This is a genomic window from Porifericola rhodea (genome assembly GCF_030506305.1).
In the GTDB taxonomy this organism is placed as follows: domain Bacteria; phylum Bacteroidota; class Bacteroidia; order Cytophagales; family Cyclobacteriaceae; genus Catalinimonas; species Catalinimonas rhodea.
The window spans coordinates 3,479,317-3,505,334 of sequence record NZ_CP119421.1 but is presented as its reverse complement, the minus strand read 5'-3'; the positions used below and the strand labels follow the sequence as shown (position 1 = coordinate 3,505,334).

Genomic DNA, 26,018 nt, shown 5'->3' with positions numbered 1-26,018 from the left:
TCACATCATAATCACATTCACATCTTCTCTCAGTATTTAAGATTGCAGGATATGTTCAAATAATACTATTACTGGCGCTATCTCACCTCATATTTCGTAAAGAGCTACAGGCCTTGCTTCTGGCTTTATAAATTTTATGCTAAACTCGCACCTATAAATTCAATTAAGACCATTAAGTAACCAAACCCATGATGAAAAAGCTATATACACCTTTGGCTTTTCTATTTAGCCTGTTTGCTGCCTTTACTCTCAATGGTTGTAAAGAAAGCGAAGGTGACGTTGGGCCCATTGTTCGCAAAGATCTTCCTGCGTTTAACAAAATAGATGTCGCGCAAAATGTGAGTGTGAACCTTCGTGCTGGGGAGCAGGTGCTGGAAATCAGAGGCGATGGCCAACTGGAACAGGTAGTAGCTGAAGTAGAAAATGGAGAACTTAAATTGTATAACCCCAGCGGACTTGCCAGTAATGTAGTAGTTGATATCTGGGTGTCTAACCTGAAACTGCTCAGTTGTAGAGAGAACAGCATAACTAATATTCTGGAAGATTTTAGCACCAACAGTTCATCGCTAAGCATCATCGGGAAAAATGCCGCTAAAATCAGAGTAAAAAATTCTTTGAATTACGAAAGCGTCTATTTTGAGCTGAGAGATGCTTCTAATATGGCTATTGCAAACTTACAGGCCAGCAAGGCACAGGGCGAGCTCCTAAATGGCACACGATGTCATATTGAAGGGCAGATAGGCCAGCTAGAACTAAATATGACTGATGGCTGCCGCTTTAATCTGGACTTCCCTGATGCTGACTTAAGCTTAAGCACACCGGTTGTTACTGAAAACTGTGTCATTACCGCTAAAAACGGAGCGCAAGCGTGGGTACAGGCTTCCAATAAATTGCAGGTAAATGTGAGTGACGGTAGCCGTGTCTTCTACAAAGGTGAGCCGCAGGAGATTGTCAAGGAGCTTCACAATGGAGGCCAGGTAGAAAAGAAAGAAGAATAAACCGGCTCAAACAAATATCTGAAGGAAGTACATAAAATGTACTTCCTTTTTTTTATCGCTCCTGGTTGTTTTGTGCAATCTCCTCCAGGCGGCTATCAATATCATCGCGGCTAAGCCAGAAACCTCTTACCATAACCCCATCAGGGTTTTTGATAGCTTCCAGGCTTTCCAGAGGGTTAGCTGACAGCAGTATCAGATCTGCACTCGCTCCTTCAAGCACTTCGCCAAACTCTCCTTCCCTATCAAAAAACAATGCCGGATTAACAGTTCCGATCTGAATTGCTTCCAAAGTTGTAAGGCCCGACTGAAGCATACCGCTAAGTTCATGATGAATAGAAAAACCAGGTACGTTGAACACCTGTGGAGCGTCTGAACCCAAGAGTAAACCCTGTCCCTCTTCGTGCAAGCGGTGAATCATGGCTTTACGTATTGCATTAAACTCCTCCCACTGCTCAGCACTATACTCTGCAACACTGGTCAGTTGCTTTTTACTTTCTACCCATTTTTCTAAGGTAGATCGTGGCATATACTTCATTTCTGGAGCAGCAGCCAGTGCATCGGCACTTTCAGGAGAAAACCAACGGTCAAACAGACTTTGTGTGGGTACTACCCAAACCTGACGATCTTTGCTCATAGCCACCAGTTCTCCAATATTGGTTGTATCTGCCAATTTGGTAAAATTATAACCGAAAAAGCCATTCTCATCTGGCTGTACATCTGTCTCTTCGGGTACTAAACCTTCCAGAAAACCATCTACATGGTCAATAGAGGCATATTCGCTTTCTAGTGCACGCCTAATACCCACATCTACTGACACATGACCGGCAAAAGGAATATCCAGTTCATTAGCAGCTTCTACTATCTCATTAAATACTTCTAGCTGAATACCAGGGTGTAGCTTAAGAAAGTCGTAGCCAGCCTCTTTGGAACTCACTACTTTCTGACGAGCTTCTTCAGGGGTTTTTACAGTATTGCCATTAAACGAAGGGCTTGATGTATAAATTCTTGGGCTTAGAATTTCGTTATTCTTTGCTTTCTCGCGCAATTCTAGGTGAACCGGGTGCCCCAACATGCCTCTGATAGTGGTTACCCCATTAGAAAGGTAGAGGAATAGCGTTTCTTCTATGTAAGCATCAGTCTGTGGAGGAGAGGGAATATGCGCATGCATTTCGGCTAGTCCAGGCATCAGGTATTTGCCATTACCATTGATCAGCTTTACCCCTTCTGGCAAAGGAGGCTCATTTTCCAGAATCTGGCTTATTTTACCCGAATCTATTACGACAAAGCGACCTTCGTCAATGCTACCATCACGTACATTTATCACATTTACCTGTGAAATAATGGTAGAGCTTGCACTAATCTCCCGGTTGCTGGTTTCTGGTTCCTGACTGGTTGTACAGGACAGACACAGCATGACAAATAAAAAAAAATATCGCATGACTTTAGCTATGGTTGGTTGATTGTATGTTAGACGAAATGGAATATACCTCTTTCTAAAACATAAAATTCGCTACTTCAGACATTATTCAATCAAACCCAGCTTTTTGGCACGTTGCTCCCACTTCTGCCGTGCATAGCGTTGCAGATCTGCTACTGAGTCGGTTTCATCCATAATCTCCAGACCAAAAAGAGTTTCAAAAACATCTTCAAGGGTTACCAGCCCCATTAAACCACCATACTCATCTACAACTACCGCTATATGCTCACGTTTTTCGTTTAAAGTTTCAAATACAGTACGCAAGGGCGTGTTGTTCCAGACGACACTTACCTCTCTTTTTATGTTCTTTAACAACTCATCAGAATTACCTTCTACCATATTTTGGAGCAGATCATCTTTTAGTAGAATACCTGAAATTGCATCTCGCGACTCATGGTAGAGTGGAATACGAGAAAAGATCATTTTTTGATTTTGTTCATAAAACTCTTTCAATGTCTGGTTTTCTTCTGCCATGACCATCACCGTACGGGGAGTCATCACATCTTCGGCAGTAAGCTCGTCAAATTTGAGTACGTTTTTAATTAAATTATAGTCGTTTTCTTCAAAGGCACCACTCTCATTGGCCACTTCGGTAATAGCTGCAAAATCCTGCCGGCTAAAGACACTCTTATCTTTATCCTTTTTAAGAATTTTAGTGAGTAGATTACTAACCCATACAAAGGGTTTTAGTATCCAGATTAAAGCTCTCAGGGCTCGTGCTGTTAAAGGGGCCAGACTTTTCCAGTTATTTGCCCCTATTGTTTTAGGGATAATCTCTGACAAGAAAAGTATAGCCAGCGTCATTAAAGTAGCAATCAATGACTCATAGGTCATTTGGAAGCCCAGTAAGTTAAAATAATTTTCGCCAAACAGTTTACCAGCCTGCGCACCTACACCTATAGCACCTACCGTATGGGCAATAGTATTAAGGGTAAGAATGGCTGATAGAGGCTTATCTATATCTTCTTTAAGGCTGGCCAGCAGTTTGCCGGTAGCCGGAGATTCCTGCTCTTTCCTTTTGATGTACGAAGGCGTAACACTAAGCAATACAGCCTCCCAGATAGAGCATAAAAAAGAAAAAATGATGGATAAGAGAAAAAATCCTAAAAGTATTGTCATGCTAAAAGGTAGTATTATTTTTTGTATAAGTAAATGCGCAAAGCATATCCAATGTTTAAGGATACCTCAAAGTAAATTATTCTTCTAAGCACCTAATTTAATGTTCATATACTGGCTTGCAATATCTATAACAAAATAATAATATAGCTTAGCAACAACCTACAAACAATAATGAACTACCATCTACAAGAACTTGGAGTACAGGCAGATACTTTAAGCCCCGAGGAGAAAAAGTTTCTGGATAAAAACGGATACCTTATTTTAGGTAAACTCCTCTCTGATGAGCAGTTGAAACAGCTTCGGTACAAGGTTAATGAGTTGATGGAGAAAGAGGGAGACCAGGCAGGCGCGGAGTTAGCAGAGTCAAAATACATCCGCCACCCTAAAGAGGAAGGAGCAGAACGCCTGGCCGATTTGGTTAATAAAGACGAAGCTTTTGATATATTCTATACACACCCTAAAGTGCTGGCGGGCATTACCCATGTGTTAGGAGAAAATTTCAAACTGTCTTCTTTAAACTACCGGGGAGCCTTACCCGGCTATGGACAGCAGAAACTGCATGTAGACTGGCATGAGGCCGTGGCTGCCAACGACTATAAAGTTTGTAATTCTATCTGGCTACTGGACGATTTTACCTCAGTGAATGGTGCTACTCGCTTTGTAGCAGGTACCCAAAACGAAGGCAGGCTACCTCAGGATGAACTGCCAGACCCTATGGCTTCTCATCCCAAAGAAAAACTTCTGGAAGCTCCTGCTGGCACTGTAGTTATTTTCAATTCGCATACCTGGCATGGAGGTACCACTAACAGAGGCCAGAAAGTGAGAAGGGCAATTCATAGTTATTTTTGCAGAAGAGATCAGCCTCAGCAAATAGACCAGCAGCGCTATATTCTTCCGCAGACCAGGGCCAGACTTAGCGCCTCAGCTTTGCATGTATTAGCTGTGTAGACTAGAAGCAGGTTTATTAGAGTGCTGTAAGAGGCCCTCAATCTATAGAGTTGAACAGCTTATGGGGTAACCCAGGTATGTTGCCTTTGTTTTATGTTTTAAAGAGTCTTTCTTCCAGAAACGTATTGCTAAACTTACCCTCAGGATCGTACTCTTCTTTTAGCTTCATGAATTCTGTAAACTTGGGGTAGAGTGCCCTCAGGCGTTTAGCAGGCAGAGTAAACATTTTGCCCCAATGAGGACGGACATCGTAAGCCTGCAATACGGATTCTATTTTAGGAAGTAATTCTTTCAGGTTTTGCCAGTCCTGCTTGCAGGTAAAGTGGAAGGCGACACTATCCTGTTGGTAGCAGGGGCTCATCCAAAAATTATCGGCAGCGATAGTTCTTATTTCTGAAATCATCAGCAAGGGAGCTATCTCATCTTTAAGCTTCTGTATAGCACGAAAAGCAGACATAGCCTGCTCACGAGGCACAAAATACTCTGCCTGTAGCTCTTTACCACTGCTAGGAGTAAACTCCATACGAAAGTGAGGCATTCGCTCGTACCAGGGGCCAGCCACTCCCATCTGTTGGGTACAGTTTTCTGCCGATATTTCAATGATAGGGTGAAGGTCTCTGTCGGCAAGCCTGGCTCCAAAAAATTCGGGATCGGCATCTCCAACCGGCACATTTTCAACTTTTCTCTTCACCCACACCTGATTGACCGTATCACCCTGCCAATCGGTGAAAAGGCTTACACTATAGCCAGCTGACATTACCTCCTCAAAGTGCTGTTCCAGCTGATTTACCGGCAACTCCAGATAAATATCCTGACGCATTTGAAAAGTAGGCAGCACATCCAACGTCAGTCGGGTAACTATGCCCAAAGCACCTAGATTTACTACTGCTCCATTAAACTTATCCCCCTCCATATCACGAGAAAGGCTTAGCAGCTCCCCATCAGCTTTTACAAATTCTATTTGCCTGACTGCCGAAGCCAGGTTAGCCTGTTTTACTCCCGAACCATGTGTAGCGGTAGCGCAGGCCCCTACTACAGAAATATGGGGTAAAGAAGCCAGATTGTGCAAAGCATAACCTTTTTCGTGTAGGTAATGAGAAAGCTCTCCGTAGTTCACTCCCGCTTCTATACTTACAGTATTGTTATTTTCGTCTAGCGCTATCTGCTTAAGCCCCTGCAAAGAAACATGATAAAACTCGCTATCCGCTATGCGGTTAAAGCAGTGTCTTGTACCAACTGCCTTAACTTTTTTGTGTTTGCGCACAACCTCCTGTAATGCAGGTACAGTCTCTGGCTGATATAATTGTTTGGTGCTATAAGTAAGATTTCCTGCCCAGTTTTTCCGTGTTTCTTCAGTCAAATTTGTTTGTGTTTGTGGGTTAGAATTGTTGCAGGCAGCTAGTGGTACGAGCAAGCTACCAATAACTGTAGCCGAAGTGGTTTTAAGAAACGTTCTCTTTTCCATATGCGCAGCATGGTTAGTTAACTTAAGTACCTGATATATTTAAAAGTAATGACAGAAATAAGCCTGCAATTACTTCCCTCTGCTACTAAGATAAGTAATTGAGGATGCTTTTAGCGGCTAATGTTCAATTTCTTTAATTAACTGCCATTCTGCGGAAGGTGAGGTTGATTCTTGGTTTTTTAACTTTTTTGGTAGGTGGTAAACGGTGAAGCCAATTAGTTTGTGTACTTCCTTTCATCAACAGTAGGCTACCGTGCTCCAGCAGCATAGAGACAGTTTGCTTGTTTTCTTTATGTTTGAAGGCAAATTTACGTACCGCGCCTAAACTAACAGATGCAATGCTACCATCTTTCTCCAGAGCTTTTTCATCATCGCTATGCCAGGCCATTCCTTCTCCGCCATCGTGGTAGAGGTTGAGTAAGCAGGAATTATATCTAGTAGCACTATGCTCTTCTACTTTCTGCTTAAGCTCCAGCAGTTCGGGGGTCCAGGCCAACGCCTCTTTTGTGGTGTTAGAGTAGGTATATGCGTAATTCTCATCACCATACCAGGCTACCTTTCTTTTGGTAATGATATGCTTTCCAAAAATTACGGCCTCATCGTTTTTCCAGGCTATATCATACAACAAACGCTCATAATAGTGGTCTGCTTCTTCTTGCGACATTATGAGACCGTGATAGTTTACTATACCATCGTAAGGTAAGAGGTTAACATCTTCTCCCTGATTAAATAAGTCCATCTTTCCAGTTTTTATATGCTTCTTTTAAACAGTGGCCGCAGGGCCGATAAGCTGCCTTTAGCGCTTCTTCTTCCGACTCAAAAAACACTCTTGTAGTTTTTTTCATTCGCTTACCGCTTTGGCAATTCAGTTTGCCATAAATTTTAAGCTTGCCGTTCCCTCCCCATCTGATCGCTCCTTTTCTAATCAGGCGATGCAAGTAGATACCTGTTAGCATAGTGTGTATCCACATCTGACAGACTAATGCTTATCAAGCTCGAGCTGAGCAGCTTCCCAGCCGATCATAGCAGTTTTTCGCTGCCTGCCCCAATGGTATTGACCAATTACACCACTGGATTGTATCACCCGATGGCATGGGATTAGAAAAGCTACCGGATTACTACCCACAGCTGAACCAACCGCACGTGAGGCTTTAGGCTTAGCCAGTTTCTGGGCGATAGCACCATAGGTAGAAAGCCGCCCAAGAGGTATACTAAGCAAGCTTTCCCACACCTTCAGCTGAAAATCTGTACCCTTAAGATGAAGCTTCACCTCTTCCAGCTTAGACCAGTCGTGAGTAAAGATATATAATGCCTTTTGCTGCATCATATCCAATGCCTGATAATAGCTCGCACGAGGAAACCTGGTTTTTAGATAAGTGAGAGCACTATCTTCATCTTCGGCAAAGGCCATATGACAAACACCTTTGGCAGTAGAAGCAATGATAACTTTACCAAAAGGGCTATCGGCAAAGCTGTAGTTAATATCCAGCGCCTCTCCCCCATTTTTATACTCTCTTGGGCTCATACCTTCTATATTGATGAAAAGATCATGCAAACGACTACTACCGGACAAACCTGAATCTATTGCTACATCAAAAAGTGTAGCTTGCGGCTCTTTGAGCACCTTTTTGGCGTGGGCAATGGTAACATACTGCAAAAACTTTTTAGGACTTACACCTGCCCAGTCTGTAAATAAGCGCTGGAAGTGGTAAGGGCTCAGGTGCATAGCTTTTGCCACTTCATCCAGCTGGGGTTGTGCTTTAAAGTTCTCTTGCAGATAAGTAATTGCCTCAGCAATACGCTGATAATGCAGCTCGGTCTGTGTGCTCATTGTGTTTAGCTTAAGTTTGTGTACCAAAGGTAACAGCAGCAGGTTTGGCTGACCACCCGAAACTTGCTGAATTTGGGCTTTACCTTTTTAGTTTGGGAGCCAGAAACTCTTCAGCCTTGCTGTAGCCCAGGTCTATCATTTCTGAGGCGCGGTCAAACTCTAAAGTACCACAGGCATGACGAGAGATTTCAATAATATGGTCTGGGGGATAGGCAGCAAGCTTTTGCCGGGCAATGGTACTTTGCATAGCATCAAAAGCTTGTGTGGTAATGTCGTATGCTCCCCACTCTCTTTGTCTGCTTTTGGCTTCATTTTGCTGCGAACTATCAAAAAAACGGGTGAGCTTATCAAAAAATGATACCGGCTCTTCTACCGATTCCGGATGCACATCTTTCAGTTCTTCTTTGGTATCCATAGCACTACCTACATTTACTGCTATTATCATCTCTGTATGGTCACCGAAAGTTGGGGCAATAGGCACTGGGTTAAGCACTCCACCATCTATCAGGTCTACGCCATTATAACGAAAAGGTGTAAAAAAGAGGGGAATGGAAATAGAAGCACGTATGGCATCAAAAAGGCTTCCACTACGTATCCAGACTTCTTTTTCACCTCTGATATCTGCTGCTACTGCTGTATAGTTAATGGGCAATTCCTCAATTTTTTGATCACCGACCAATTTGACCAAAGTATTAATAATTTTCTCTCCCCGGATCAGGCCGCTCATACCCCAGGCAATATCCAGCATGGAGATGATACCGAACTTATTAACCGTTCGTACCCATTTTTCAAAAGCATCCAGTTTGCCTGCGGCGTATATCCCACCTACCAGTGCTCCCATAGAACAACCGGAAATAGAATCTATTTTAAAGTCGTTTTCTTCTAACCAATGAATAACCCCAATATGGGCCAGCCCTCTGGCACCTCCACTACCTAGTACTAATGATATAGATCTTTGAGCTGTTTCTGACATAAACGGACACATGTTTTGAGTGATCAAGCGGCATCGTCAAGTAGTTGACAATACTTTGTAAAATAGGCCATTTAGCCCTTTATTCAAACGAAGGAAGAGAAGGTGTAATATTAAATGGACTTAACAATTTAATTGCCGCCTTAAGCGATAATGCTTTTTCATCTATCAGTTTGCTGGTAGCTGTTTGCAGACATAAAGAGGCTAAGCAAGCATCTTGAAAGCTCATAGCATTTAATTTCAAACAACTGATTTACAAATATTTACACTAAATATTTAACCTTGTTTGTTTAGCCAAATTTTGGTAAATTATTTTTATTCCTTCCTATCCATCACACCTAAATTTCAACACTATGGAAAATTTAAAAAATCCTGTTGATAGAGAAATTGATGAACAGAAAATCAGAAGCCTGATCACTGAAAAGTACCCTTATGCTGTTCGTTCAGGGCAAGCTAAAAACTATTCTGCACTCTACACATCTGATGTTACTTATCTCCCCTATGATGGTCCCGCATGCCATAGCCCAAAAGAGATAGAAAAGTTCTACAACATGATAACAGAGAAATTCCGTATTGAGCCGGTACTAAGTATTGAAGAGCTCAAAGTACTAGATACGGGTGAAGATGCTTATGCAATTGGGCTTTCTACTGCTACCCTTACTCCAAAAGATGGTTCAGCTGCTCATACGTACCCCTTTCGTGTTATGTGGCTTTTTCATAAAGTACTGGGCCAGTGGAAGATTCATAAGCAAGTCTGGAATGTAAAACCGCAAGTAGCTCACTAAGTTCTCAGATAAATTTCGTTTGTTTACCGCACCTTTCTATTCTGACTGGAAAGGTGCTTTTACTGTACATCCCCCCTATCAGCTAAAAAACTTGACTGTAACACTAAGCCATATCTTGTGTTTATTTTCTACATTGATCATAAAGCAACATACACACTCATAATAATTCCCGGGCAAGGCAGTCTACAATTGGTCAGCTTTTGCCTTATCTTTGCAGGCTTATGGCAAAATCTACTGAAGAACTCAATAAAGTATACGATCTGCTGAAGTTAGAGAAAGAAGCTGATCTGGAGTATTATCGTCAAAAAGTACTGAACGCCTCGCTGGAGCAGCGCAAAAAAGAAGGGCTTTGCTGGTATCCCGTTACACTGACTAGTCAGCGCTACAGCATGGGTGAAAAGCTCATCATAAAAATTAACCGTACTACCGAAATTAACCAGTCGCACGTTTTTCAGTCAGGCAAAATTGTAAGCCTGTTTGCCAATACTAATGATAAAAAGCAGCAACCCAGCGTATCCGGCGTTGTCAATGACGCGCGCAATAACCAAATGACCATCACTCTGAACGCAAATGAACTGCCTGACTGGGTAAACTACGCTAACCTGGGAGTAGATCTGCTGTTTGATGAAATGGCTTATCGTGAGATGAATAAAGCTATTAAAAGAGTGATAGAAGCCAAAAATGACCGGCTTTTAGCATTAAGAGAAGTGCTATTGGGTAAAGATACTGCAAGCTTTGGAGAAGCCGATGCAAAGCCTGTTTCCAAACTAAATGATAGCCAGAACGAAGCCCTGCAAAAAGTAGCGGCAGCCAGAGATGTAGCTGTCATACACGGCCCTCCTGGCACGGGCAAGACTACCACAATGGTACAGGCCATTATACAAACTGTGCAAGAAGAAGAAAGAGTACTGGTTTGTGCTCCGAGTAATGCGGCAGTAGATCTGCTGACAGAAAAACTTTCTGAAGAAGGGCTAAGTGTCGTTCGTCTGGGGCACCCTGCCAGGGTCACCGATAGTAACCTTAACCGAACTATTGATGCTCAGATTGCTAAGCACAGCTATTATAAAGAGCTAAAAAAAATAAGAAAACAGGCTGAAGACTACCGTTCGCTGGGCTTTAAATACAAACGCAAATATGGACGTGCTGAACGTGAACAAAGACAGCATCTGTTAAGAGAAGCATCGCGTGCCAAAGAAGAAGCCGAGCAGCTGGAACACTATATTGTGGCCGATATTTTGACTAAAACAGATGTTGTAACCTCTACCCTGGTAGGTGCTTCTGCCCAACTGATTAAAGGAATGCGGTTTCGTACAGTATTTATTGATGAAGCCGCACAGGCTCTGGAGGCTGCCAGTTGGATTCCGATACTTAAGGCAGAACGAGTAATTTTTGCCGGTGACCACTTTCAGCTACCACCAACTGTAAAATCTTATGAAGCTGCTAAACAGGGTCTTGGAGAAACTCTTATGGAAAAGTGCGTGAAAAGACAGCAGGCTATGGGCAAGCCGGTAGATATTATGCTTAAGACACAGTACCGCATGCACCAACACATTATGAACTTCTCGGCAGACTATTTTTATAAAGGAGACCTTCATGCTGCTGACCATGTAAAAGAACGCCTGCTACTGCCCGACCTGACTCCGGTCACTTTTATTGACACTGCCGGCTGTGGCTTCACTGAAAAAGTAGACCCTGAAAGTCTCAGTACTTATAACGAAGAAGAAGGACAGCTTTTGCTTAAGCATTTATCTGAGCTGGCAGAGCAGTTGGGTGTAGAAAAAATTATAAAAGAGCAGCTAACGATTGGGGTAATTGCTCCTTACCGCGCCCAGACCAAAGTGCTGCATGAGCTGTTTGAAAACTTTGAAATACTCAAAGAAATACGAGAGCAGATAAGCATAGATACCGTTGATGCTTTTCAGGGTAGAGAGAGAGATATCATCTACATAAGCCTGGTGCGTTCTAATGATAAGGGAGAGATTGGTTTTCTGGCCGATGAACGCCGGATGAATGTAGCCATGACCAGAGCCAGGATGCGATTGGTGATGATGGGCGATAGCTCCACATTAGGCAATCATTCTTTCTACAGCAGCATACTGGATTATATACAAAGCATAGAAGCTTACCAAAGTGCATTTGAGCTAATATATTAATTTTTGAATACAGTCAAGATACCCCTTTGTTCCATTGTCAGGAGATAGCCTTCATTCATTCAGGAGCTACACTCTGCTGCCATTTGTAATGCTGTCATTCTGAGTAGGATACCTGTTCAACACTGCACATCAAGTGTACGATAGCGAACAGCTCATAAACAAAAAATCCCTCTAAAAATGCGATTTAGAGGGATTTTGGTAGTTGGCACGGCAGTTGGCTTTAGTACTGTAGACAACATTAATTTTTAAAACAGTATTAACCCAAAATTTGAATAGCCATGACAACTGTTATCAACATTAACCCAAATTTATTTCTAGATGTAGAAGGTGCTTATATCGCTACCTCTCCTTCAAAAACAGTAGATGTAAAAAGAGATGTAACTCCATTTTCGCAGCTAAAATCTGGCAAATTCCGCCGACTATTTAACCGCCACCTTACGGCTTTTCGCCGTTAATACCCTTCTTAAAGTAAAATCTAGCGAATTTTAGGCAATTTTCCGAATGTTCTGGAAAATTGCCTTTTGTTTTTATCGGGTCGTAGAAATTAACAGATGGGGCACCCCCTCTTGCTCCATTACTTTCTCAAAAGCTTTAAGTTCGTTATTTAAAATTCGCTGATAGGTCTGCCGATGAACGGCAAGCTCTTTTTGCAGATCGCCAAAACGCTGGTAGCAGGACGCTGTAGGTCTGGCATCCTGAGCGTGAACTACCGAATACAGATAAGCAAATTGGTTGTCTAGCTTTACCGGATAGTTGATAGGATCTTGAGAGCTTTCGTTACGTGTTTGTATCAATTGCTCTTCCAGCTTATTCAGTTCATCTACCAACACATGACAGGGCTTTTGTAGCGCACTTCCATAAGTGGTTTTCTGGCTTTGTTCAGTAATAAAGCTTGCCTGCTTCCTGAGGCTGCGGATGTTGCTGATCAGTTTGTGTACTGAGCTTAATGTGTCGCGCACAGCCACAGACAAATCAAACTGAGCCAGCAGGTCTGCATCTGTACTTAGCCATCGTGGATCTTTCTGTACGTTAAAATTTTGTTCTGCCACGGCTCCATCTGCTTCCAGCCTTACTGTATAAGTTCCTGGAGGAGCTTTGGGCCCACCAGTATAGCTTAATGACATTACCGCATCCTCAACCAATTCCGGCTTCGGGTATTTGAGGTCCCAGACGAAACACTGAGCTCCAGCACGATCTGATAGCAGAGCGGTATGCTCTCTATTATTGAATCGCTGCACTACCTTGCCACTTTCGTCCAGAATTTCCAGGCTAAGGCTATCTGCCTTTTCCTGAAGGTAATAATGGATAGGCGCTCCTTCTTTTTTATTTTCAGGAACATTATCTCCGCGGTAACCTTTCAGTTGACTACGGTAGGCAGTAGCAGGACGATAAAGATGCATTTTTGTGTCTGCGAGTTCAGGACTCATTTCATGTAGCGGGGTAATATCATCCATCACCCAGAATGATCTACCCTGTGTGGATACTATTAAATCCTGCTGATGCACCTTTAGATCGGTAATGGGCGTATGGGGTAAGTTCAGCTGAAAAGGTTGCCAGCGCTGCCCATTATTAAACGAAATGTACATACCAAATTCAGTACCTGCATACAAAAGACCTTCCTTTTCAGGATCTTCTCTGACTACTCTTACAAAATGATCCTCCGGAATGCCGTTCGTAAGCGTTTGCCAACTTTGACCATAATCCTTGGTCTGAAAGATATAAGGACGGAAATTGTTGTCGCGATATTTGTATACTGCCACTATAGCCTTGCCCTCCTGATGGTGAGAGAGATCAATACTGTTGACGGTGCCATCTACCGGCATATTAGGTGGAGTCACATTCATCCATTTCTTACCACCATCTTTAGACAGATGAATTAATCCGTCATCACTACCTGCCCAGAGTACTCCCTCTTGCAACGGTGACTCTTCCAGCGCAAAGACTGTACAGTATAACTCTACTCCGGTATTATCGTTCTGTATCGGCCCCCCTGGTATTTCTGAGAGGTAGCTCTGATTATTAGTGGTTAGGTCATGGCTGATTACTTCCCAGCTCTGCCCTTCATCAGTAGACTTATGTACGAAATTAGACGCATAGTAAATAATGTCTGGGTTATGCTTAGAAATCATGATTGGCGCGTTCCACTGGAAGCGGTATTTGAGCTGTGAAGGAATAATTCCATCATTCAAATCCGGATAAACTTCTACACTACGTATGTGCCCTCTGCCCCTATCCAGGCGCGTCATAATACCTATATAATTACCAGCATATATGATGTCGGGGTTTTCCGGATGTACGGCGATATGTCCACTTTCTCCCCCTCCTATACTCAACCAGTCCTGTATAGGGTCCAGTTTGCCTACACTCTGGCTGGGTACAGAGATTGTAGTATTATCCTGCTGAGCACCATAAATACGGTAGGGAAACTGATTATCTACTTCTACTCTGTACAGCTCAGCAGTAGGCTGATTAAACTGTGTAGACCATGTTTTACCGCCATTAAAGCTTACATTCGCGCCTCCGTCATTACTCTGAATCATCACGGCAGAGTTGTTAGGGTTTAGCCATAGGCCATGATTATCACCATGCGGTACTTCTATTCTCTCAAAGTTCCTTCCATCGTTTAAAGATTTATAAAAGCCGGTATTAAGGAGATAAAGTGTATGCTCACGCTGCGGGTCTGCAAATATTCTCGAGTAATACCAGGCACGCTGACGGTACTCATGTTTGCGGTTGATTCTTTCCCAGCTTTTTCCACCATCTTCTGACATAAAGAGCCCACCTTTATCTTCTTCTAAAGCTTCCTGAATTACCCATACTCTTTTAGAGTTGAGCGGAGATACAGCTATACCTACTCTACCTACTACTCCTATAGGCAGTCCGCCTTCCAGCCTTTCCCAGCTATCGCCTCCATCTGTAGACTTATACACGCCACCGCCCTTGCCACCATCTATAATAGTCCAGGGCTTACGTTCGGTTTGCCAGGCACCAGCGTAGAGAACACGAGGGTTGTTCGGGTCCATAACCATATCTACAACGCCGGTACTGTCGTTAATAAAAAGTATCTTCTCCCAGCTTTCTCCTCCATCTTCTGAGCGAAAAACACCACGCTCAGGCGTAGGCCCAAACACATTACCTAATGCCGCAACATACAGAAGATCAGGATCTTTGGGATGAATCTGTATTTTCCCTATTTGTCCTGTTTTTTCCAGCCCGGCAGGTTGCCAGGTATTACCACCATCCTGCGACTTATAAAGTCCTTTACCGGTAGATACGTTTCCTCTGGGAGAAGCTGAGCCTGTACCTACATAGATAATATTATGGTCAGAAGGTGCCACCTCTACAGCTCCAATGGAGCCTACCGGAATAAAGCCATCGGTAATGTTTTGCCAGTGTGCGCCTCCGTCTTCAGTTTTCCATACCCCCCCTCCGGTAGTCCCCATAAAAAAGGTCATTGGCTGGTCAGGTATACCAGTAACAGCAGTGCAGCGTCCTCCTCTAAAGGGCCCTACCATACGATAATTAAGCGACTCCAATAGTTTGGCAGGCACTTCAGCCTTTGCCATAGCTTTCTTACGAGATTGCCCCAGCACTATTGCCTCAGGAGCGAACCAACTTAAGAGCAATAAACTTAACAGGTAGCAGTATTTCATACGGATAAGATTAGGTAATGCGCAATTTAAAACCCTTAGCTTTTAATTCCATTGCGCAGACTGCTTAATCTAGTCATTTTTAGTATTTTCGCGAGCTGAAAGACAAAGATATGACGAGGGAATCTATACAACTGGAAGCATACAATTATCATTTACCGGAAGAGCGCATCGCCCGCTTTCCCTTAGAGAAGCGAGATAGTGCTAAGCTTTTGCATTACCAAAGTGGAAAAATTAATGATAAGATTTTTCATGAGCTTCCTGAATTGCTACCAGCACATAGTCAGCTGTTTTTTAATGCGACTAAAGTCATTCCTGCCCGGCTTTTTTTTCAGAAGCCCAGTACCGCACAGGGCAGTGGGGCTATCATTGAAGTTTTTCTTCTTAACCCCCTTCTGCCCAGTAGTGTAATCGGAGAGGCTATGTTAGCCAAGAAATCGTGTAGCTGGCATTGCATGATCGGAAATAAAAAGAAGTGGAAAAGTGGTTTGGTGCTTGAGAAGACACTTATGGTGTATCATCAAGAAGTGGTTTTGTCTGCTCATTTGGAGGACACAGAACAGGCAAGTGTTCGCTTTACGTGGGATGCTCCTGAAGTCAGCTTTGTTGATATTGTAGAGGCAGCAGGCAAGGTTCCATTACCTCCTTACATTAAAAGAGAGGCTACAGATGAAGACAAACCACGTTACCAAACGGTATACTCCAAACAAGAGGGCGCGGTAGCTGCGCCTACTGCCGGACTACATTTTACGCCTGAAGTGCTGCAAAAATTAGCCGACAAAGGTATGGGTTTAGATTACCTTACTCTGCATGTAAGTGCGGGTACTTTTCAACCTATCAAAGAGGAAGATGTACGAAAGCACCCAATGCACTCAGAACAGATGGTGATTGGCCGTAAGCATGTTGAGAAACTGCTGTCACCTCAGGGGCCGGTTATTGCCGTAGGCACAACTTCTATGCGTACTCTGGAAAGTCTGTATTGGTTTGGATCTTTACTGGAAAATAATCCGGAAGCTACTTTTAGGGTACCTAAACTGGTAGCCTATGAAGAAGGTGCTGCTAAAAGTTTAAGCTTAAAAGCCTCTATGGAGAATGTGCTTGGATATATGGAAGCCAGACAGTTAGAGCAGTTGGTAGGCGAAACAGAGATATTTATTTTTCCCGGCTACAAGTTCAGAGTTTGTGAGGGCCTGGTAACGAATTTTCATATGCCCAAGTCCACACTTATTTTGCTGATTGCTACCTTAGTGGGAGAGGATTGGAAGCGGATTTACAAGCACGCGCTACAAAATAACTACCGCTTCCTGAGTTATGGAGATTCGTCTCTTTTACTTCCACAGAAGTAATTACTGATTCATAGAAACCACATCTGTATCCAGACTGTTTAGTCGATTGTAGTAATTTACCATCAGGTACATATTTATCTCTTTATTCAGATTTTTGAAGCCGTTGCGCTTACGAAAAACCTTCATTTCTTTCTCATGGCTTTTCATAAGAGGTAAAATCTGACGCTTAAAGTTCCTCAGGCGCTTCACCTGATTGTTTTCGTCTACAAAGTAGAACTCATCAATGGTGTAGTCGTCGCTGGCATCAAAGACATCGTATTCAAACAGACGACGTAGAACTGTAATTTCACCATCTGCCACTACCTGAAACACCTTTTTCTCCAGACGATCAAAAAAGCTGTTTGAACGGTAGTCGTAACAGCGGTAAGACCTCGCAAAGCCACACTCATCTTCTGTCTCTATGGATTTAATCATAGAAGCATGATAGGTAAGCTGTCTACCGTCGGCAGTAGTTACGACCGCCGAATTAATAAAGGTATTGATATCAACAGTACCTTCAACTTCTTCCTGATTATTCAATTTAACTATACCTTTTTCTGGAGTCTGAGCGAAAAGAGAGCTTTGTACGATGAGCAAAGCAGTGATCAGCAAAAAATTTCTCATAGTAGTTATAATATTCAATAAATCTTACATGCGTATCTTTATGCAATAATATAACTTTTTATAAAAATAAATAAACTATTTATATAAAATATCTTAATAATTTAATCTTTCTAAGTGTTTATTACATAATAAAGTTAACATACTAGCATATTATCACATATTTGGTGATAGTTATTAACTAGTTCAGTTACTAAGCAAAACCAAAATATTGCAATTTTATCAACTCACCTTACATGCTCAAGACATAAAATTTAAGCCTGATATCTATTGAACCTAAACTAAAGAGTGAAGGAAAGGCAACTATACCCGGCTAAGATTAATATATCAGATTTTAAGCTGAGCGATACGAGAAAAAATTTTGATACGAATAAACAAATTAAGTGAATACACTTAATTTTTAAGAAATTTCAAATTGAAAAATTACAATGAATTAAGAATAATGCGTGGGTATTTTAAAAAAGAGCATAAGAGGCTTAAATCTTTAATAAAAAAATATATTAACAATATTTTAATGTATTAAGTCTAGCATTTTACGCAATTTTTTTGTTAATTCGTTTAAGATTTACTTAGGTATTCTATTAAGTATTAATTTATATTTTTCACTGCAGGCAGATTAAAAGCAGTCACAGCTAAATGCTGATTTTTTCTGAGGGGCACTCCAGGTGCCCTTTTTTATTCCCCCCTTCCCTACTTCTATTTTTAGCATCATTTTGTAAATTGTTGCTTCAACACACAACATTGACTAACTATTAGCCCCATGTCCGAAAGAAAGAACAGACCGGATAGTAAGATCATTATTGGTTTTATTTTCGTAATTGTAGGTGCTTACCTGCTTTTGTATAACCTCAACCTTCTTCCTTTTTCGCTGCCCAGCTATGTCATTTCCTGGAAGACATTTTTAATCGCTTTAGGCCTGCTGCTGGTAGGTACAAGAGAAAACAAAGGAGGGGGTGTTACCCTCATTATTGTGGGTGGCGTATTTTTGGTTGCAGATATTCTGGATGTCACTATTGGTGAGCTTATATCTGAGATATGGCTATTCTGGCCTGCCATCTTTATCATCATAGGCCTCACTCTTCTTCTTAGGCGATCCAGAGAAAAAAAAACTGAAAACGAAGACGAATTCCGGGTAAATGAATCTAATGATGATTACCTGGATGTATCTGCTATATTAGGTGGTAACAAGAGATTAGCTTATTCACAACATTTTAAAGGGGCAAGACTAACTGCTATTCTGGGTGGCGTAGACCTGAACCTAATCAATGCAGAACTAGCGCCAGGTCGTCATGAAATTGAAGTTTTTGTGTTGCTGGGAGGAGCGACCATCATTGTACCAAACAACTGGAATATTAAAATGGATATAACACCAATTGCCGGGGGCACTGATGATAACCGTACTTTTCCACAACGCTATATCCCCAATGCCGAGTATGAGCTCATTATTAAAGGAGTAGTGCTCTTTGGCGGTATAGACCTAAATAGCGCATAGGCTAAAGTCCGCTATACGTTAGTGATAGCGGGCTCCTGCCTGGCCTTCTCATAAAAGTGGGTAATATTTTCGCTGAGGCTGGGAATTTCAATAAGAAAACCATCATGGCCATAGTCCGACTCTATAACGGCAAGATGCGCTTGAGGAATTTGCTCTGCTAAATATTGCTGTTCGCTTAGAGGAAAGAGCACATCTGTAGATACGCCTACGAACAATGCATGAGCCTTAACCTTGGCCAAAGCCTCCTCTACACTTCCGCGCCCACGCCCCACATGATGCGAATCCATAGCTTTTGAAAGAATCCAGTAAGAGTAAGCGTTAAAGCGCCTTACCAGCTTTTCTCCCTGGTAGCGCTGATAAGAAGAAGCCCGATAGTTATCTAACTTTCCGTTACCTTTCTCCTGCTGGGTGTTTTGGTACGTATTATAATGGCGATAAGATAATAGAGCTATCGCACGGGCAGTTGCTAGCCCCTGTAACCCGGCGGTATCTTCATTTTTTTCCCAGCTAGGATCCTGCTCTATCGCCATACGTTGCGATTCGTTAAAAGCTATGCCCCAGGGTGAGTGCTGGGCATTGGAGCATATCTGTATCAGATGTTTGATCCGATCAGCTTCCATGATAGACCATTCCAAAGCATGCTGCCCCCCAAGTGAGCCTCCAATAAGAGTATGAATCTGCTCAATCTGTAAAGACTGGCGCAGGAGATCAAAAGCCCTGACCATATCACGATTGGTCAGCTGAGGAAAACTATGGTAAAATGGCTTTTTGGTATCAGGATTAATAGACAATGGCCCTGTTGAACCATAACAGGAGCCTAGTATATTGGCACAGATAATAAAATACTTCTCAGGGTCGTACAACCTGCCTTTACCGAATAAGCCTTCCCACCAGTCTAAAAAATTAGAATTTGCGGTAAGCGCGTGGCAAACCCAGATCACATTATCCTTAGCCTCATTCAGTTTACCAAAAGTGGAATAAGATAGCTGAAAGCCAGGCAATGTTTTGCCCGACTCCAGCTCAAAAGTTTTAGTATAATGAAAAAAGTCTTCTTTATACATTAGCTTGTTATACCGATACAGATTCAGAAACTTGTTTAAATGCCTGCTCAAAATCAGCTTTAATATCATCTATGTGCTCTATACCTACTGATACGCGCAACTGGGTAGGGTGTACACCAGAATGAGCCTGCTCATGCTCAGAAAGCTGAGAGTGCGTAGTAGATGCAGGATGAATAATCAGTGTTTTAGCATCTCCTACATTGGCCAGATGACTCACTAATTTCATGCTGTTTACAAACTTCTTGGCTTTTTCCAGATCACCTTTTAGTTTGAAGGTAAGCACGCCACCAAAACCGCGCTTAAGATATTTCTTGGCTAGCTCATGATATTTGCTAGACTCCAGTCCGGGGTAGTTAACACTTTCTACGGCTTCGTGCTGCTCCAGCCAGCGAGCCAGGTCAAGTGCATTGCTTACTGTTCTGTCTACTCTGAGAGAAAGCGTTTCCAACCCCTGAATCAGCATAAAAGAGTTGAATGGACTGATAGCAGGACCAAAATCGCGCAGCCCTTCTACTCTGGCGCGTATTGCAAAAGCAATGTTTGGCAAACCTAAGGGGTTATTTTTACCAAATACATCAGAGAATACTATACCATGATAACCTTCTGCCGGCTCAGAGAACTGAGGAAATTTACCATTACCCCAATCGTAGTTGCCTGAGTCTATAATTACCCCACCAATACTGGTACCATGCCCTCCGATCCACTTAGTGGCCGAAGCAGTAACAATATCAGCGCCATGTTCTATAGGGCGGAAAAGGTAGCCTCCGGTACCAAAAGTATTGTCTACTACCAATGGTATATCGTGCTTTTTAGCTATCGCACTAATAGCTTCAAAGTCAGGAATGTTAAAGCCAGGGTTACCAATAGTTTCTATGTAGATGGCTTTAGTTTTCTCGTCAATTTTCTTTTCGTAATCGGCAGGATCATCTCCCTGAACGAATTTTACATCTATGCCAATTCGCTTAAATGCAATTTTAAACTGGTTGTAAGTACCTCCATACAGGTAGTTGGTAGAAACAATATTATCTCCTACATCGCAAATATTATTTAGCGCAATAAACTGAGCTGCCTGCCCGGAAGCTACTGCCAGAGCGGCTACCCCACCCTCCAGGGCAGCGATTCGCTGCTCAAACACATCGGTAGTAGGGTTCATAATACGGGTATAAATATTACCAAACTCCTTGAGAGCAAAGAGGTTAGCACCGTGGTCTGCGTCTTTAAAGTTGTAAGAAGTAGTTTGGTACAAAGGAACCGCTCTTGAACCTGTAGTAGGGTCGGGCTGCTGCCCGGCATGCAGTTGTAAGGTTTCAAATTTATGCGTCTCTGCCATAGTTGTGTGTGTTAAAAAGATATTAGTAATAGATTGATTATCGGTGTTTTTAGAAGTGTGCTACTGCCAGAAGCTGACAACAACAAATGAGGCGGTATAAAGCCAAAATGGCTTAGTCGCAACAGCAACAATACATAGCCGCATGCATCATGCACAGAAAAAAATGTAATGCAGGGGTAATGTCGTCGGACTTGCGGAAAAAAACTTTCGGTGTATTCATTTACTTCATTAATTTATATTCTTCCGTTTGGCGGAATCAGGATTTAGCACCTTTCCTGTCGGAGGGAGGTTGCTAGCGTTTCAAAGAGCCTGTCTCTCCACGCTTCTGTATAAATCAACTACCTTACTAAAAAGTGAAGGTGTTCATTGACTTGCAGACCACAATATTATGAATCTCTCCTATAAGTTCCAAGTTTGTCTTGACATACTTCATTATTGGCAATAGCAGTAAGCAACCGCCGTAGCACTGTTTTTTTACCTGACAAGGATACTGTTACAACTTTGCAGGGTCATTGAGCGTAAATATATTTATATGCTAAACATATTGTCTTATGCTTCCTCTCCTAATTCTTTGCCTTGCTCTTGTTGCTGAAGGTTATATCCTTCGTAAACTTTTCCTAAGGTTAAAAACTACACCCCTACTCAATAAAGCTAAGAGCATTCTAATAGCAGCACCTGCTTTGCTCCTTGTGGGTATTACCTTTTCGTTAGTCTATGCATTCTGGCTTTATTGAAGTAACTGTCAAAATATATGATCATGCCGTTAGGGGACACATAAAAAAACCGACCTCATTGAAGAAGCCGGCTTAGTCAGTCACTAACAAATTACAACTTAAAGAATCTTAAAAACGGCTCTTACTTCATATTTGATTTTAATCGTTTGAAAATCAATCTGAGGCGCCTGCATTCCTCCTGACTCTGCCATGTCCATCATAGCCATGCTGCGCGCTTTGTACATTACCGGCTGCTGATAGTCATTATCCATCTCCTGTACTTCCAGCACTTCTCCTCTCTTTTCGTCTATACCCAGCAACAGATATTCTGCTTTCTCTTTGGCATTGCGTAATGCTTCAACTTTAAGTTCCCTACGATAGCGCTCAATCTGCGAATGAGAATACTCAGAAATGTTAGCATGCTGTATACCTTTAGGGTCCAGGTATTCAAACAAGCGATTGATATTGTTCAGATTTTCAAATTTAACTCGGTATTGCTTCTGAGCCAGAAAATCTTCTCTGTCTTTTTTCTTGTTTCTCCAGTACTGATCGTAATTATAGCCAAACACATTCTCTATCTGAAAGTCCTCTTCAGCCACACCAATTTTTCGCACTGCATTATATAGTTCTCTTTCCAGTTTATCAATTTCTACTTTCCTTTTATCATCTCCTATGTATTCTTTAAGAGTGACAGAGAAGTAAATTTCGTCTGGTATAATCTCTTTCTCAGCTTTGCCGTACACTTCTATTTTTTTCACAAGCTCTTTATCTTGAGTACTTTGAGCCTGGCCAACGCCAGCCATCAAAACGAATAGGGCCACAAGGCCAAAAAATTTATTGTTGTTCATAACTTTTTTCATCATAACGTTCATTCTAATTATTCAGTATAGGGTAATTAGTCATCCGTTTCTTTTAGTGAAACTGTGACTTTGTTGTAATACAATCTTGTTTTGCCTTCAAAGCCGGAATCAGTACCTACGATCAGCCAGGCTTCACCACTTTTATCGGTTTTCAAGGTTAAAGTGTTTTCTTTTGTTTGCCTATGCGTAAACAAAACATACTGCTCATCTTCACGCGAAGTACCAATATGGCCTAATACCAGCATTTCTTTACCTCCTTCAGACTGATTTCCTTTATCCATATTTAGCTCCCACATGCCCTCTTTTTCAAAAGTTTGGGGCTGAGTCTGGCTGATGCCGGCTTTTAAGTATACAGAGCTACCAGGGCCTCCACCAATACCTACCCACGATTCTGGATAGTTTGAGGCGAGCTCTACGGTAAACTTTACATCATAAGTAGTACTGCTATCCAGGCCGCTAATTTTTTTGCTGATAAACATAAAAAGATCATCGCTATGGTTGTTGCCTTCTACCATAAGAGCTTTTTTGTTCTCGTTAAGCGGAAAAGGCAGTGGCATATGTGCAGAGTTTAGCTCGTAAAAATCTTCCTCACCTACCGGATAATCAGCAAAACCTACTGTCCAGCCTTCCAGGTCATTTTTAAAATCGTAACTATAGTTGAGCAGGGAGGGCTCTATTTCATCTTCATCCTCACAGGCAAAGAGGAGAACAGATGCTAACACAAAAGTGATACAAAATATTTGTTTCATGGCTTAATGTTGTTCTTCTGCATGACACCATAACTGCAAGCAGGGTTGGAAGAGACATAGCTAATTTTAACTTTTAGCCAACCTTACACTTTTACTCAGCAACATTCACTCAAAGGATAAGTTAGCTTTAGAAAGGCAGGCAAACGTTTTATTGCTTTCAATAAATGCTGAAAATAATTAAGATTGCAGCCTTAAACTATAGATATCATCAGTGCTAATTTATAACTATGAGTAAGCCGCATAAGGGCCCTAATCCGCCACACGAAGAGAAAGTAACCAAAGTCTCCTCAGCTCGCAAAATGCTGATTATACTGGGAGTAATTGCCATCATTATAGCAGTAGTCTATTGGCTGAGAGAAGATGCCGGAGAGGTGAGCTATGTGCCTGATGAAATGGGCAGCGAACCTGCCTTTGTAAAAGAAGGCGAACTTTATTTTGTGGATAGTCTGAGTAATGATACGCTCGCCCACATTGCTATAGAAGTAGCCGACGATGATGCACAGCGCCAGCAGGGACTAATGTACCGCTCCAGCATGGAAGACTCTACTGGCATGCTATTTATTTTTGAGCGTGCGCGCCCGCAGACTTTCTGGATGAAAAACACTAAAATTCCGCTGGACATTATGTACGTAGACGAAGACTCCAGCATTATCATGATTTACAAATCAGTTATGCCATATTCGGAAAAGTCGGTGCCTTCTTATGATCCGGCTCTGTATGTGGTGGAGGTAAATGGTGGCTTCAGTAGCAGAAATAATATTAAAGAGGGAGACCGTATCAGCTTTAAGCTAAACTAATTATAATCAGCAGGTTTGCTACAGCTACCAAAAAAATTAAGTGTACAAACATGTAGCTCATATTTTTGTTAGCTTGTATACTTGTTAGTCCTAATTTTTCTATCACCTAAGGGGTACGCATCTCTTGTTTGCCTAACCAGTCTTTTTTGATAGTAGCGACACGACAATAATTATCTACCGGAGAAAACATGTTTTTTTGATGTTCACTGTTGCAGGTGACAGAATATGAACCGGCTATTTTAGTTTATTTTTATAATTTCAATCCGTGGAGCAAGATCAACTCGTAAAACTACTTCGGAAAAAAGATAAGGCGGCTCTCTCCTTTCTTTATGATCACTATAGTGGTGCTATTTACGGAATTATTCAGCGGATAGTCCTTCAGGAAGAAGTAGCAGAAGAGGTATTGCAGGATGCTTATTTACGTTACTGGAATAAAATAGAACATTTTGACCCTGAAAAAGGCCGGCTATTCACCTGGATGGTGCGTATTGCCCGCAACCTGGCTTTAGACAAACTTCGTTCTAAAGGCATGAAGCAAAGCAACAAATCCGAAAGCATTACTGATCACGTAAGTATACTTGACAAGCAATTACATACTAAGAGCGTAACTGATCCCATAGGCCTGGATGAGGTATTGAAAGAACTTAGCGACGACCAGCTTTTTGTAGTAGAGAAACTGTATTTTCGTGGCTATACACAGTCAGAGCTAGCCAAAGAATATAATATTCCGCTCGGTACGGTAAAAACCCGACTGAGAGCTGCAATGGTCAAGCTTAGAAAACTAATTGTGCCATGAATATCAATGAATGGATAAAATCAGGTATCATTGAGGCCTATGTCTTAGGAGAGCTAAGCGAAGAGAAGGTACGTGAAGTAGAAGATATGGCTCAGGAATACCCCGAAGTACAGGAAGAGATAGAACAGACCGAAATGGTAATGGAAGAACTTGCCATGAAGTCTTCCATACAGCCCTCTAACGACGTTAAAAACAACATTTTAAGCAAAATAGATGAGCAGGACAAACCTACCAAAAGCGATAGGCCTATCTATTTACAGAGTGATAACGATAAGACAAAGAAGCTTAGCTTATGGCAATATATATCGGTAGCAGCATCTATACTTGTATTGCTAAGCAGTGCACTGGCCATTTACTATCACCAGCAGTGGAAGAGTACCGAAAATGAACTTACCAGCTACATCAGCCGAAACGAAACCTTAGCTCAGGAATACCAAAGCCTGCGAAGCGATTTTCAGCAGATACAGGAGCAGCAGGAGATATTCCAGAACCCTGCTTTTACGCAGGTAAAATTAAATGGCACCGATTTCTCTCCAAATTCTTTTGCGCTTGTATACTGGAATGCAGAGTCAGAGCAGGTGTATCTTAGCCCTGCTGGCTTGCCAAGCCCTGAAAGTGGCAAGCAGTACCAACTCTGGGCCATAGTGGATGGCAAACCGCAGAACGCAGGCGTATTTGATATACAAAACGCTCTTTTGGATATGGAGCAGATCGCCAAGGCTTCGGCCTTTGCTATTACGCTGGAGCCAGCTGGAGGAAGTCAGTCTCCTACTTTAGAGGCTATGTATGTGCTTGGTGAGGTCTAGAGCTATTTGCTGACAATGCAATAAAAATAGCCGTCATGTCAAGGACGGCTTTTGTATGAGCAAGCTACATTG

General features: G+C 42.1%; 24 protein-coding genes and 1 riboswitch. Of the genes, 10 read left to right on the top strand and 14 right to left on the bottom strand.

What is annotated here, in order from left to right:
* Window positions 1-188: 188 nt before the first annotated feature.
* Window positions 189-998, top strand: a complete 810-nt coding sequence (locus tag PZB74_RS14405) for a GIN domain-containing protein (protein WP_302237188.1) — start codon at window positions 189-191, stop codon at window positions 996-998.
* Between the two features lie 52 nt (window positions 999-1,050).
* On the opposite strand, the gene PZB74_RS14400 is transcribed toward PZB74_RS14405, so the two are convergent.
* Together PZB74_RS14400 and PZB74_RS14395 are read right to left on the bottom strand one after the other, a co-directional pair.
* Entirely contained in the window at window positions 1,051-2,436 is a 1,386-nt protein-coding gene (locus tag PZB74_RS14400) for an amidohydrolase family protein (RefSeq protein ID WP_302237186.1), read from the bottom strand.
* Between the two features lie 84 nt (window positions 2,437-2,520).
* Window positions 2,521-3,594 (bottom strand): hemolysin family protein, encoded by a 1,074-nt coding sequence (locus PZB74_RS14395; protein WP_302237184.1) that lies wholly within the window; start codon window positions 3,592-3,594, stop codon window positions 2,521-2,523.
* A gap of 171 nt (window positions 3,595-3,765) precedes the next feature.
* On the opposite strand from PZB74_RS14395, the gene PZB74_RS14390 reads away from it, so the two are divergent.
* Window positions 3,766-4,542: a phytanoyl-CoA dioxygenase family protein gene (locus PZB74_RS14390; protein WP_302237183.1), complete on the top strand. Its 777-nt coding sequence runs from the start codon at window positions 3,766-3,768 to the stop codon at window positions 4,540-4,542.
* A gap of 91 nt (window positions 4,543-4,633) precedes the next feature.
* On the opposite strand, the gene PZB74_RS14385 is transcribed toward PZB74_RS14390, so the two are convergent.
* The 6 genes from PZB74_RS14385 to PZB74_RS14360 all read right to left on the bottom strand — a co-directional run bounded on the left by PZB74_RS14385 (window position 4,634) and on the right by PZB74_RS14360 (window position 9,037).
* Complete coding sequence (locus PZB74_RS14385) at window positions 4,634-6,007, bottom strand: D-arabinono-1,4-lactone oxidase (RefSeq protein WP_302237181.1); 1,374 nt, start codon at window positions 6,005-6,007, stop codon at window positions 4,634-4,636.
* Window positions 6,008-6,140: 133 nt separating this feature from the next.
* Window positions 6,141-6,746 carry an alpha-ketoglutarate-dependent dioxygenase AlkB family protein gene (locus tag PZB74_RS14380; RefSeq protein WP_302237180.1) on the bottom strand — a complete coding sequence of 202 codons (606 nt, stop codon included), beginning with the start codon at window positions 6,744-6,746 and terminating at the stop codon, window positions 6,141-6,143.
* Window positions 6,733-6,978 (bottom strand): Ada metal-binding domain-containing protein, encoded by a 246-nt coding sequence (locus PZB74_RS14375; RefSeq protein ID WP_302237178.1) that lies wholly within the window; start codon window positions 6,976-6,978, stop codon window positions 6,733-6,735. The genes PZB74_RS14380 and PZB74_RS14375 overlap by 14 nt, the downstream gene beginning before the upstream one ends.
* 8 nt (window positions 6,979-6,986) lie before the next feature.
* Window positions 6,987-7,838: a methylated-DNA--[protein]-cysteine S-methyltransferase gene (locus PZB74_RS14370; protein WP_302237176.1), complete on the bottom strand. Its 852-nt coding sequence runs from the start codon at window positions 7,836-7,838 to the stop codon at window positions 6,987-6,989.
* Between the two features lie 79 nt (window positions 7,839-7,917).
* On the bottom strand, window positions 7,918-8,811 hold the full coding sequence (locus PZB74_RS14365; protein WP_302237174.1) for a patatin-like phospholipase family protein: 894 nt from the start codon (window positions 8,809-8,811) through the stop codon (window positions 7,918-7,920).
* A gap of 79 nt (window positions 8,812-8,890) precedes the next feature.
* Window positions 8,891-9,037 (bottom strand): hypothetical protein, encoded by a 147-nt coding sequence (locus PZB74_RS14360; RefSeq protein ID WP_302237172.1) that lies wholly within the window; start codon window positions 9,035-9,037, stop codon window positions 8,891-8,893.
* A 124-nt stretch (window positions 9,038-9,161) separates the two neighbouring features.
* Here PZB74_RS14360 and PZB74_RS14355 point away from each other — a divergent pair, with 124 nt between their 5' ends.
* From PZB74_RS14355 to PZB74_RS14345, 3 genes are all read left to right on the top strand, one after another.
* On the top strand, window positions 9,162-9,593 hold the full coding sequence (locus PZB74_RS14355) for a YybH family protein (protein WP_302237171.1): 432 nt from the start codon (window positions 9,162-9,164) through the stop codon (window positions 9,591-9,593).
* A gap of 221 nt (window positions 9,594-9,814) precedes the next feature.
* Window positions 9,815-11,746: an AAA domain-containing protein gene (locus PZB74_RS14350; protein WP_302237169.1), complete on the top strand. Its 1,932-nt coding sequence runs from the start codon at window positions 9,815-9,817 to the stop codon at window positions 11,744-11,746.
* Between the two features lie 278 nt (window positions 11,747-12,024).
* Window positions 12,025-12,201: a hypothetical protein gene (locus PZB74_RS14345; protein WP_302237168.1), complete on the top strand. Its 177-nt coding sequence runs from the start codon at window positions 12,025-12,027 to the stop codon at window positions 12,199-12,201.
* A 72-nt stretch (window positions 12,202-12,273) separates the two neighbouring features.
* On the opposite strand, the gene PZB74_RS14340 is transcribed toward PZB74_RS14345, so the two are convergent.
* Window positions 12,274-15,399 (bottom strand): glycosyl hydrolase, encoded by a 3,126-nt coding sequence (locus PZB74_RS14340; RefSeq protein WP_302237167.1) that lies wholly within the window; start codon window positions 15,397-15,399, stop codon window positions 12,274-12,276.
* A 110-nt stretch (window positions 15,400-15,509) separates the two neighbouring features.
* On the opposite strand from PZB74_RS14340, the gene PZB74_RS14335 reads away from it, so the two are divergent.
* Window positions 15,510-16,742, top strand: coding sequence for an S-adenosylmethionine:tRNA ribosyltransferase-isomerase (locus PZB74_RS14335; RefSeq protein WP_302237165.1), 1,233 nt, complete (start codon window positions 15,510-15,512; stop codon window positions 16,740-16,742).
* Here the strand turns inward: PZB74_RS14335 and PZB74_RS14330 are convergent, their stop codons facing one another.
* Window positions 16,743-17,345: a hypothetical protein gene (locus PZB74_RS14330; RefSeq protein WP_302237164.1), complete on the bottom strand. Its 603-nt coding sequence runs from the start codon at window positions 17,343-17,345 to the stop codon at window positions 16,743-16,745.
* Window positions 17,346-18,102: 757 nt separating this feature from the next.
* On the opposite strand from PZB74_RS14330, the gene PZB74_RS14325 reads away from it, so the two are divergent.
* The gene (locus PZB74_RS14325; RefSeq protein WP_302237161.1) at window positions 18,103-18,834 is read left to right on the top strand and encodes a LiaF transmembrane domain-containing protein; all 732 of its coding nucleotides are present in this window, start codon (window positions 18,103-18,105) and stop codon (window positions 18,832-18,834) included.
* Between the two features lie 11 nt (window positions 18,835-18,845).
* Here the strand turns inward: PZB74_RS14325 and metX are convergent, their stop codons facing one another.
* The 4 genes from metX to PZB74_RS14305 all read right to left on the bottom strand — a co-directional run bounded on the left by metX (window position 18,846) and on the right by PZB74_RS14305 (window position 23,547).
* Complete coding sequence (metX, locus tag PZB74_RS14320; protein WP_302237159.1) at window positions 18,846-19,895, bottom strand: homoserine O-acetyltransferase MetX; 1,050 nt, start codon at window positions 19,893-19,895, stop codon at window positions 18,846-18,848.
* Between the two features lie 7 nt (window positions 19,896-19,902).
* Window positions 19,903-21,225 carry an O-acetylhomoserine aminocarboxypropyltransferase/cysteine synthase family protein gene (locus PZB74_RS14315; RefSeq protein ID WP_302237156.1) on the bottom strand — a complete coding sequence of 441 codons (1,323 nt, stop codon included), beginning with the start codon at window positions 21,223-21,225 and terminating at the stop codon, window positions 19,903-19,905.
* Between the two features lie 230 nt (window positions 21,226-21,455).
* Window positions 21,456-21,561, bottom strand: a riboswitch (SAM riboswitch).
* A 496-nt stretch (window positions 21,562-22,057) separates the two neighbouring features.
* Window positions 22,058-22,786: an SIMPL domain-containing protein gene (locus tag PZB74_RS14310; protein WP_302237155.1), complete on the bottom strand. Its 729-nt coding sequence runs from the start codon at window positions 22,784-22,786 to the stop codon at window positions 22,058-22,060.
* Window positions 22,787-22,833: 47 nt separating this feature from the next.
* On the bottom strand, window positions 22,834-23,547 hold the full coding sequence (locus PZB74_RS14305) for a hypothetical protein (protein WP_302237152.1): 714 nt from the start codon (window positions 23,545-23,547) through the stop codon (window positions 22,834-22,836).
* A 227-nt stretch (window positions 23,548-23,774) separates the two neighbouring features.
* Between PZB74_RS14305 and PZB74_RS14300 the strand changes: the two genes are divergently transcribed.
* The 3 genes from PZB74_RS14300 (at window position 23,775) to PZB74_RS14290 (ending at window position 25,946) form a co-directional block, all read left to right on the top strand.
* Complete coding sequence (locus PZB74_RS14300; protein WP_302237150.1) at window positions 23,775-24,344, top strand: DUF192 domain-containing protein; 570 nt, start codon at window positions 23,775-23,777, stop codon at window positions 24,342-24,344.
* A 265-nt stretch (window positions 24,345-24,609) separates the two neighbouring features.
* Complete coding sequence (locus PZB74_RS14295) at window positions 24,610-25,140, top strand: RNA polymerase sigma factor (protein ID WP_302237148.1); 531 nt, start codon at window positions 24,610-24,612, stop codon at window positions 25,138-25,140.
* Window positions 25,137-25,946 (top strand): anti-sigma factor, encoded by an 810-nt coding sequence (locus PZB74_RS14290; protein WP_302237146.1) that lies wholly within the window; start codon window positions 25,137-25,139, stop codon window positions 25,944-25,946. Before PZB74_RS14295 ends, PZB74_RS14290 begins: the two co-directional genes overlap by 4 nt.
* The last annotated feature ends 72 nt before the right edge of the window (window positions 25,947-26,018 follow it).

Bases quoted from the DNA above. Each gene is read 5' to 3' on its own strand.
- PZB74_RS14370 (WP_302237176.1), bottom strand. From the start codon at position 7,838: ATGAGCACACAGACCGAGCTGCATTATCAGCGTATTGCTGAGGCAATT.
- PZB74_RS14395 (WP_302237184.1), bottom strand. From the start codon at position 3,594: ATGACAATACTTTTAGGATTTTTTCTCTTATCCATCATTTTTTCTTTT.
- PZB74_RS14315 (WP_302237156.1), bottom strand. From the start codon at position 21,225: ATGGCAGAGACGCATAAATTTGAAACCTTACAACTGCATGCCGGGCAG.
- PZB74_RS14290 (WP_302237146.1), top strand. From the start codon at position 25,137: ATGAATATCAATGAATGGATAAAATCAGGTATCATTGAGGCCTATGTC.
- metX (WP_302237159.1), bottom strand. From the start codon at position 19,895: ATGTATAAAGAAGACTTTTTTCATTATACTAAAACTTTTGAGCTGGAG.
- PZB74_RS14355 (WP_302237171.1), top strand. From the start codon at position 9,162: ATGGAAAATTTAAAAAATCCTGTTGATAGAGAAATTGATGAACAGAAA.
- PZB74_RS14340 (WP_302237167.1), bottom strand. From the start codon at position 15,399: ATGAAATACTGCTACCTGTTAAGTTTATTGCTCTTAAGTTGGTTCGCT.
- PZB74_RS14305 (WP_302237152.1), bottom strand. From the start codon at position 23,547: ATGAAACAAATATTTTGTATCACTTTTGTGTTAGCATCTGTTCTCCTC.
- PZB74_RS14385 (WP_302237181.1), bottom strand. From the start codon at position 6,007: ATGGAAAAGAGAACGTTTCTTAAAACCACTTCGGCTACAGTTATTGGT.
- PZB74_RS14310 (WP_302237155.1), bottom strand. From the start codon at position 22,786: ATGAACAACAATAAATTTTTTGGCCTTGTGGCCCTATTCGTTTTGATG.
- PZB74_RS14390 (WP_302237183.1), top strand. From the start codon at position 3,766: ATGAACTACCATCTACAAGAACTTGGAGTACAGGCAGATACTTTAAGC.
- PZB74_RS14300 (WP_302237150.1), top strand. From the start codon at position 23,775: ATGAGTAAGCCGCATAAGGGCCCTAATCCGCCACACGAAGAGAAAGTA.
- PZB74_RS14325 (WP_302237161.1), top strand. From the start codon at position 18,103: ATGTCCGAAAGAAAGAACAGACCGGATAGTAAGATCATTATTGGTTTT.
- PZB74_RS14360 (WP_302237172.1), bottom strand. From the start codon at position 9,037: ATGAGCTTTCAAGATGCTTGCTTAGCCTCTTTATGTCTGCAAACAGCT.
- PZB74_RS14375 (WP_302237178.1), bottom strand. From the start codon at position 6,978: ATGTGGATACACACTATGCTAACAGGTATCTACTTGCATCGCCTGATT.
- PZB74_RS14350 (WP_302237169.1), top strand. From the start codon at position 9,815: ATGGCAAAATCTACTGAAGAACTCAATAAAGTATACGATCTGCTGAAG.
- PZB74_RS14405 (WP_302237188.1), top strand. From the start codon at position 189: ATGATGAAAAAGCTATATACACCTTTGGCTTTTCTATTTAGCCTGTTT.
- PZB74_RS14335 (WP_302237165.1), top strand. From the start codon at position 15,510: ATGACGAGGGAATCTATACAACTGGAAGCATACAATTATCATTTACCG.
- PZB74_RS14330 (WP_302237164.1), bottom strand. From the start codon at position 17,345: ATGAGAAATTTTTTGCTGATCACTGCTTTGCTCATCGTACAAAGCTCT.
- PZB74_RS14400 (WP_302237186.1), bottom strand. From the start codon at position 2,436: ATGCGATATTTTTTTTTATTTGTCATGCTGTGTCTGTCCTGTACAACC.
- PZB74_RS14345 (WP_302237168.1), top strand. From the start codon at position 12,025: ATGACAACTGTTATCAACATTAACCCAAATTTATTTCTAGATGTAGAA.
- PZB74_RS14380 (WP_302237180.1), bottom strand. From the start codon at position 6,746: ATGGACTTATTTAATCAGGGAGAAGATGTTAACCTCTTACCTTACGAT.
- PZB74_RS14365 (WP_302237174.1), bottom strand. From the start codon at position 8,811: ATGTCAGAAACAGCTCAAAGATCTATATCATTAGTACTAGGTAGTGGA.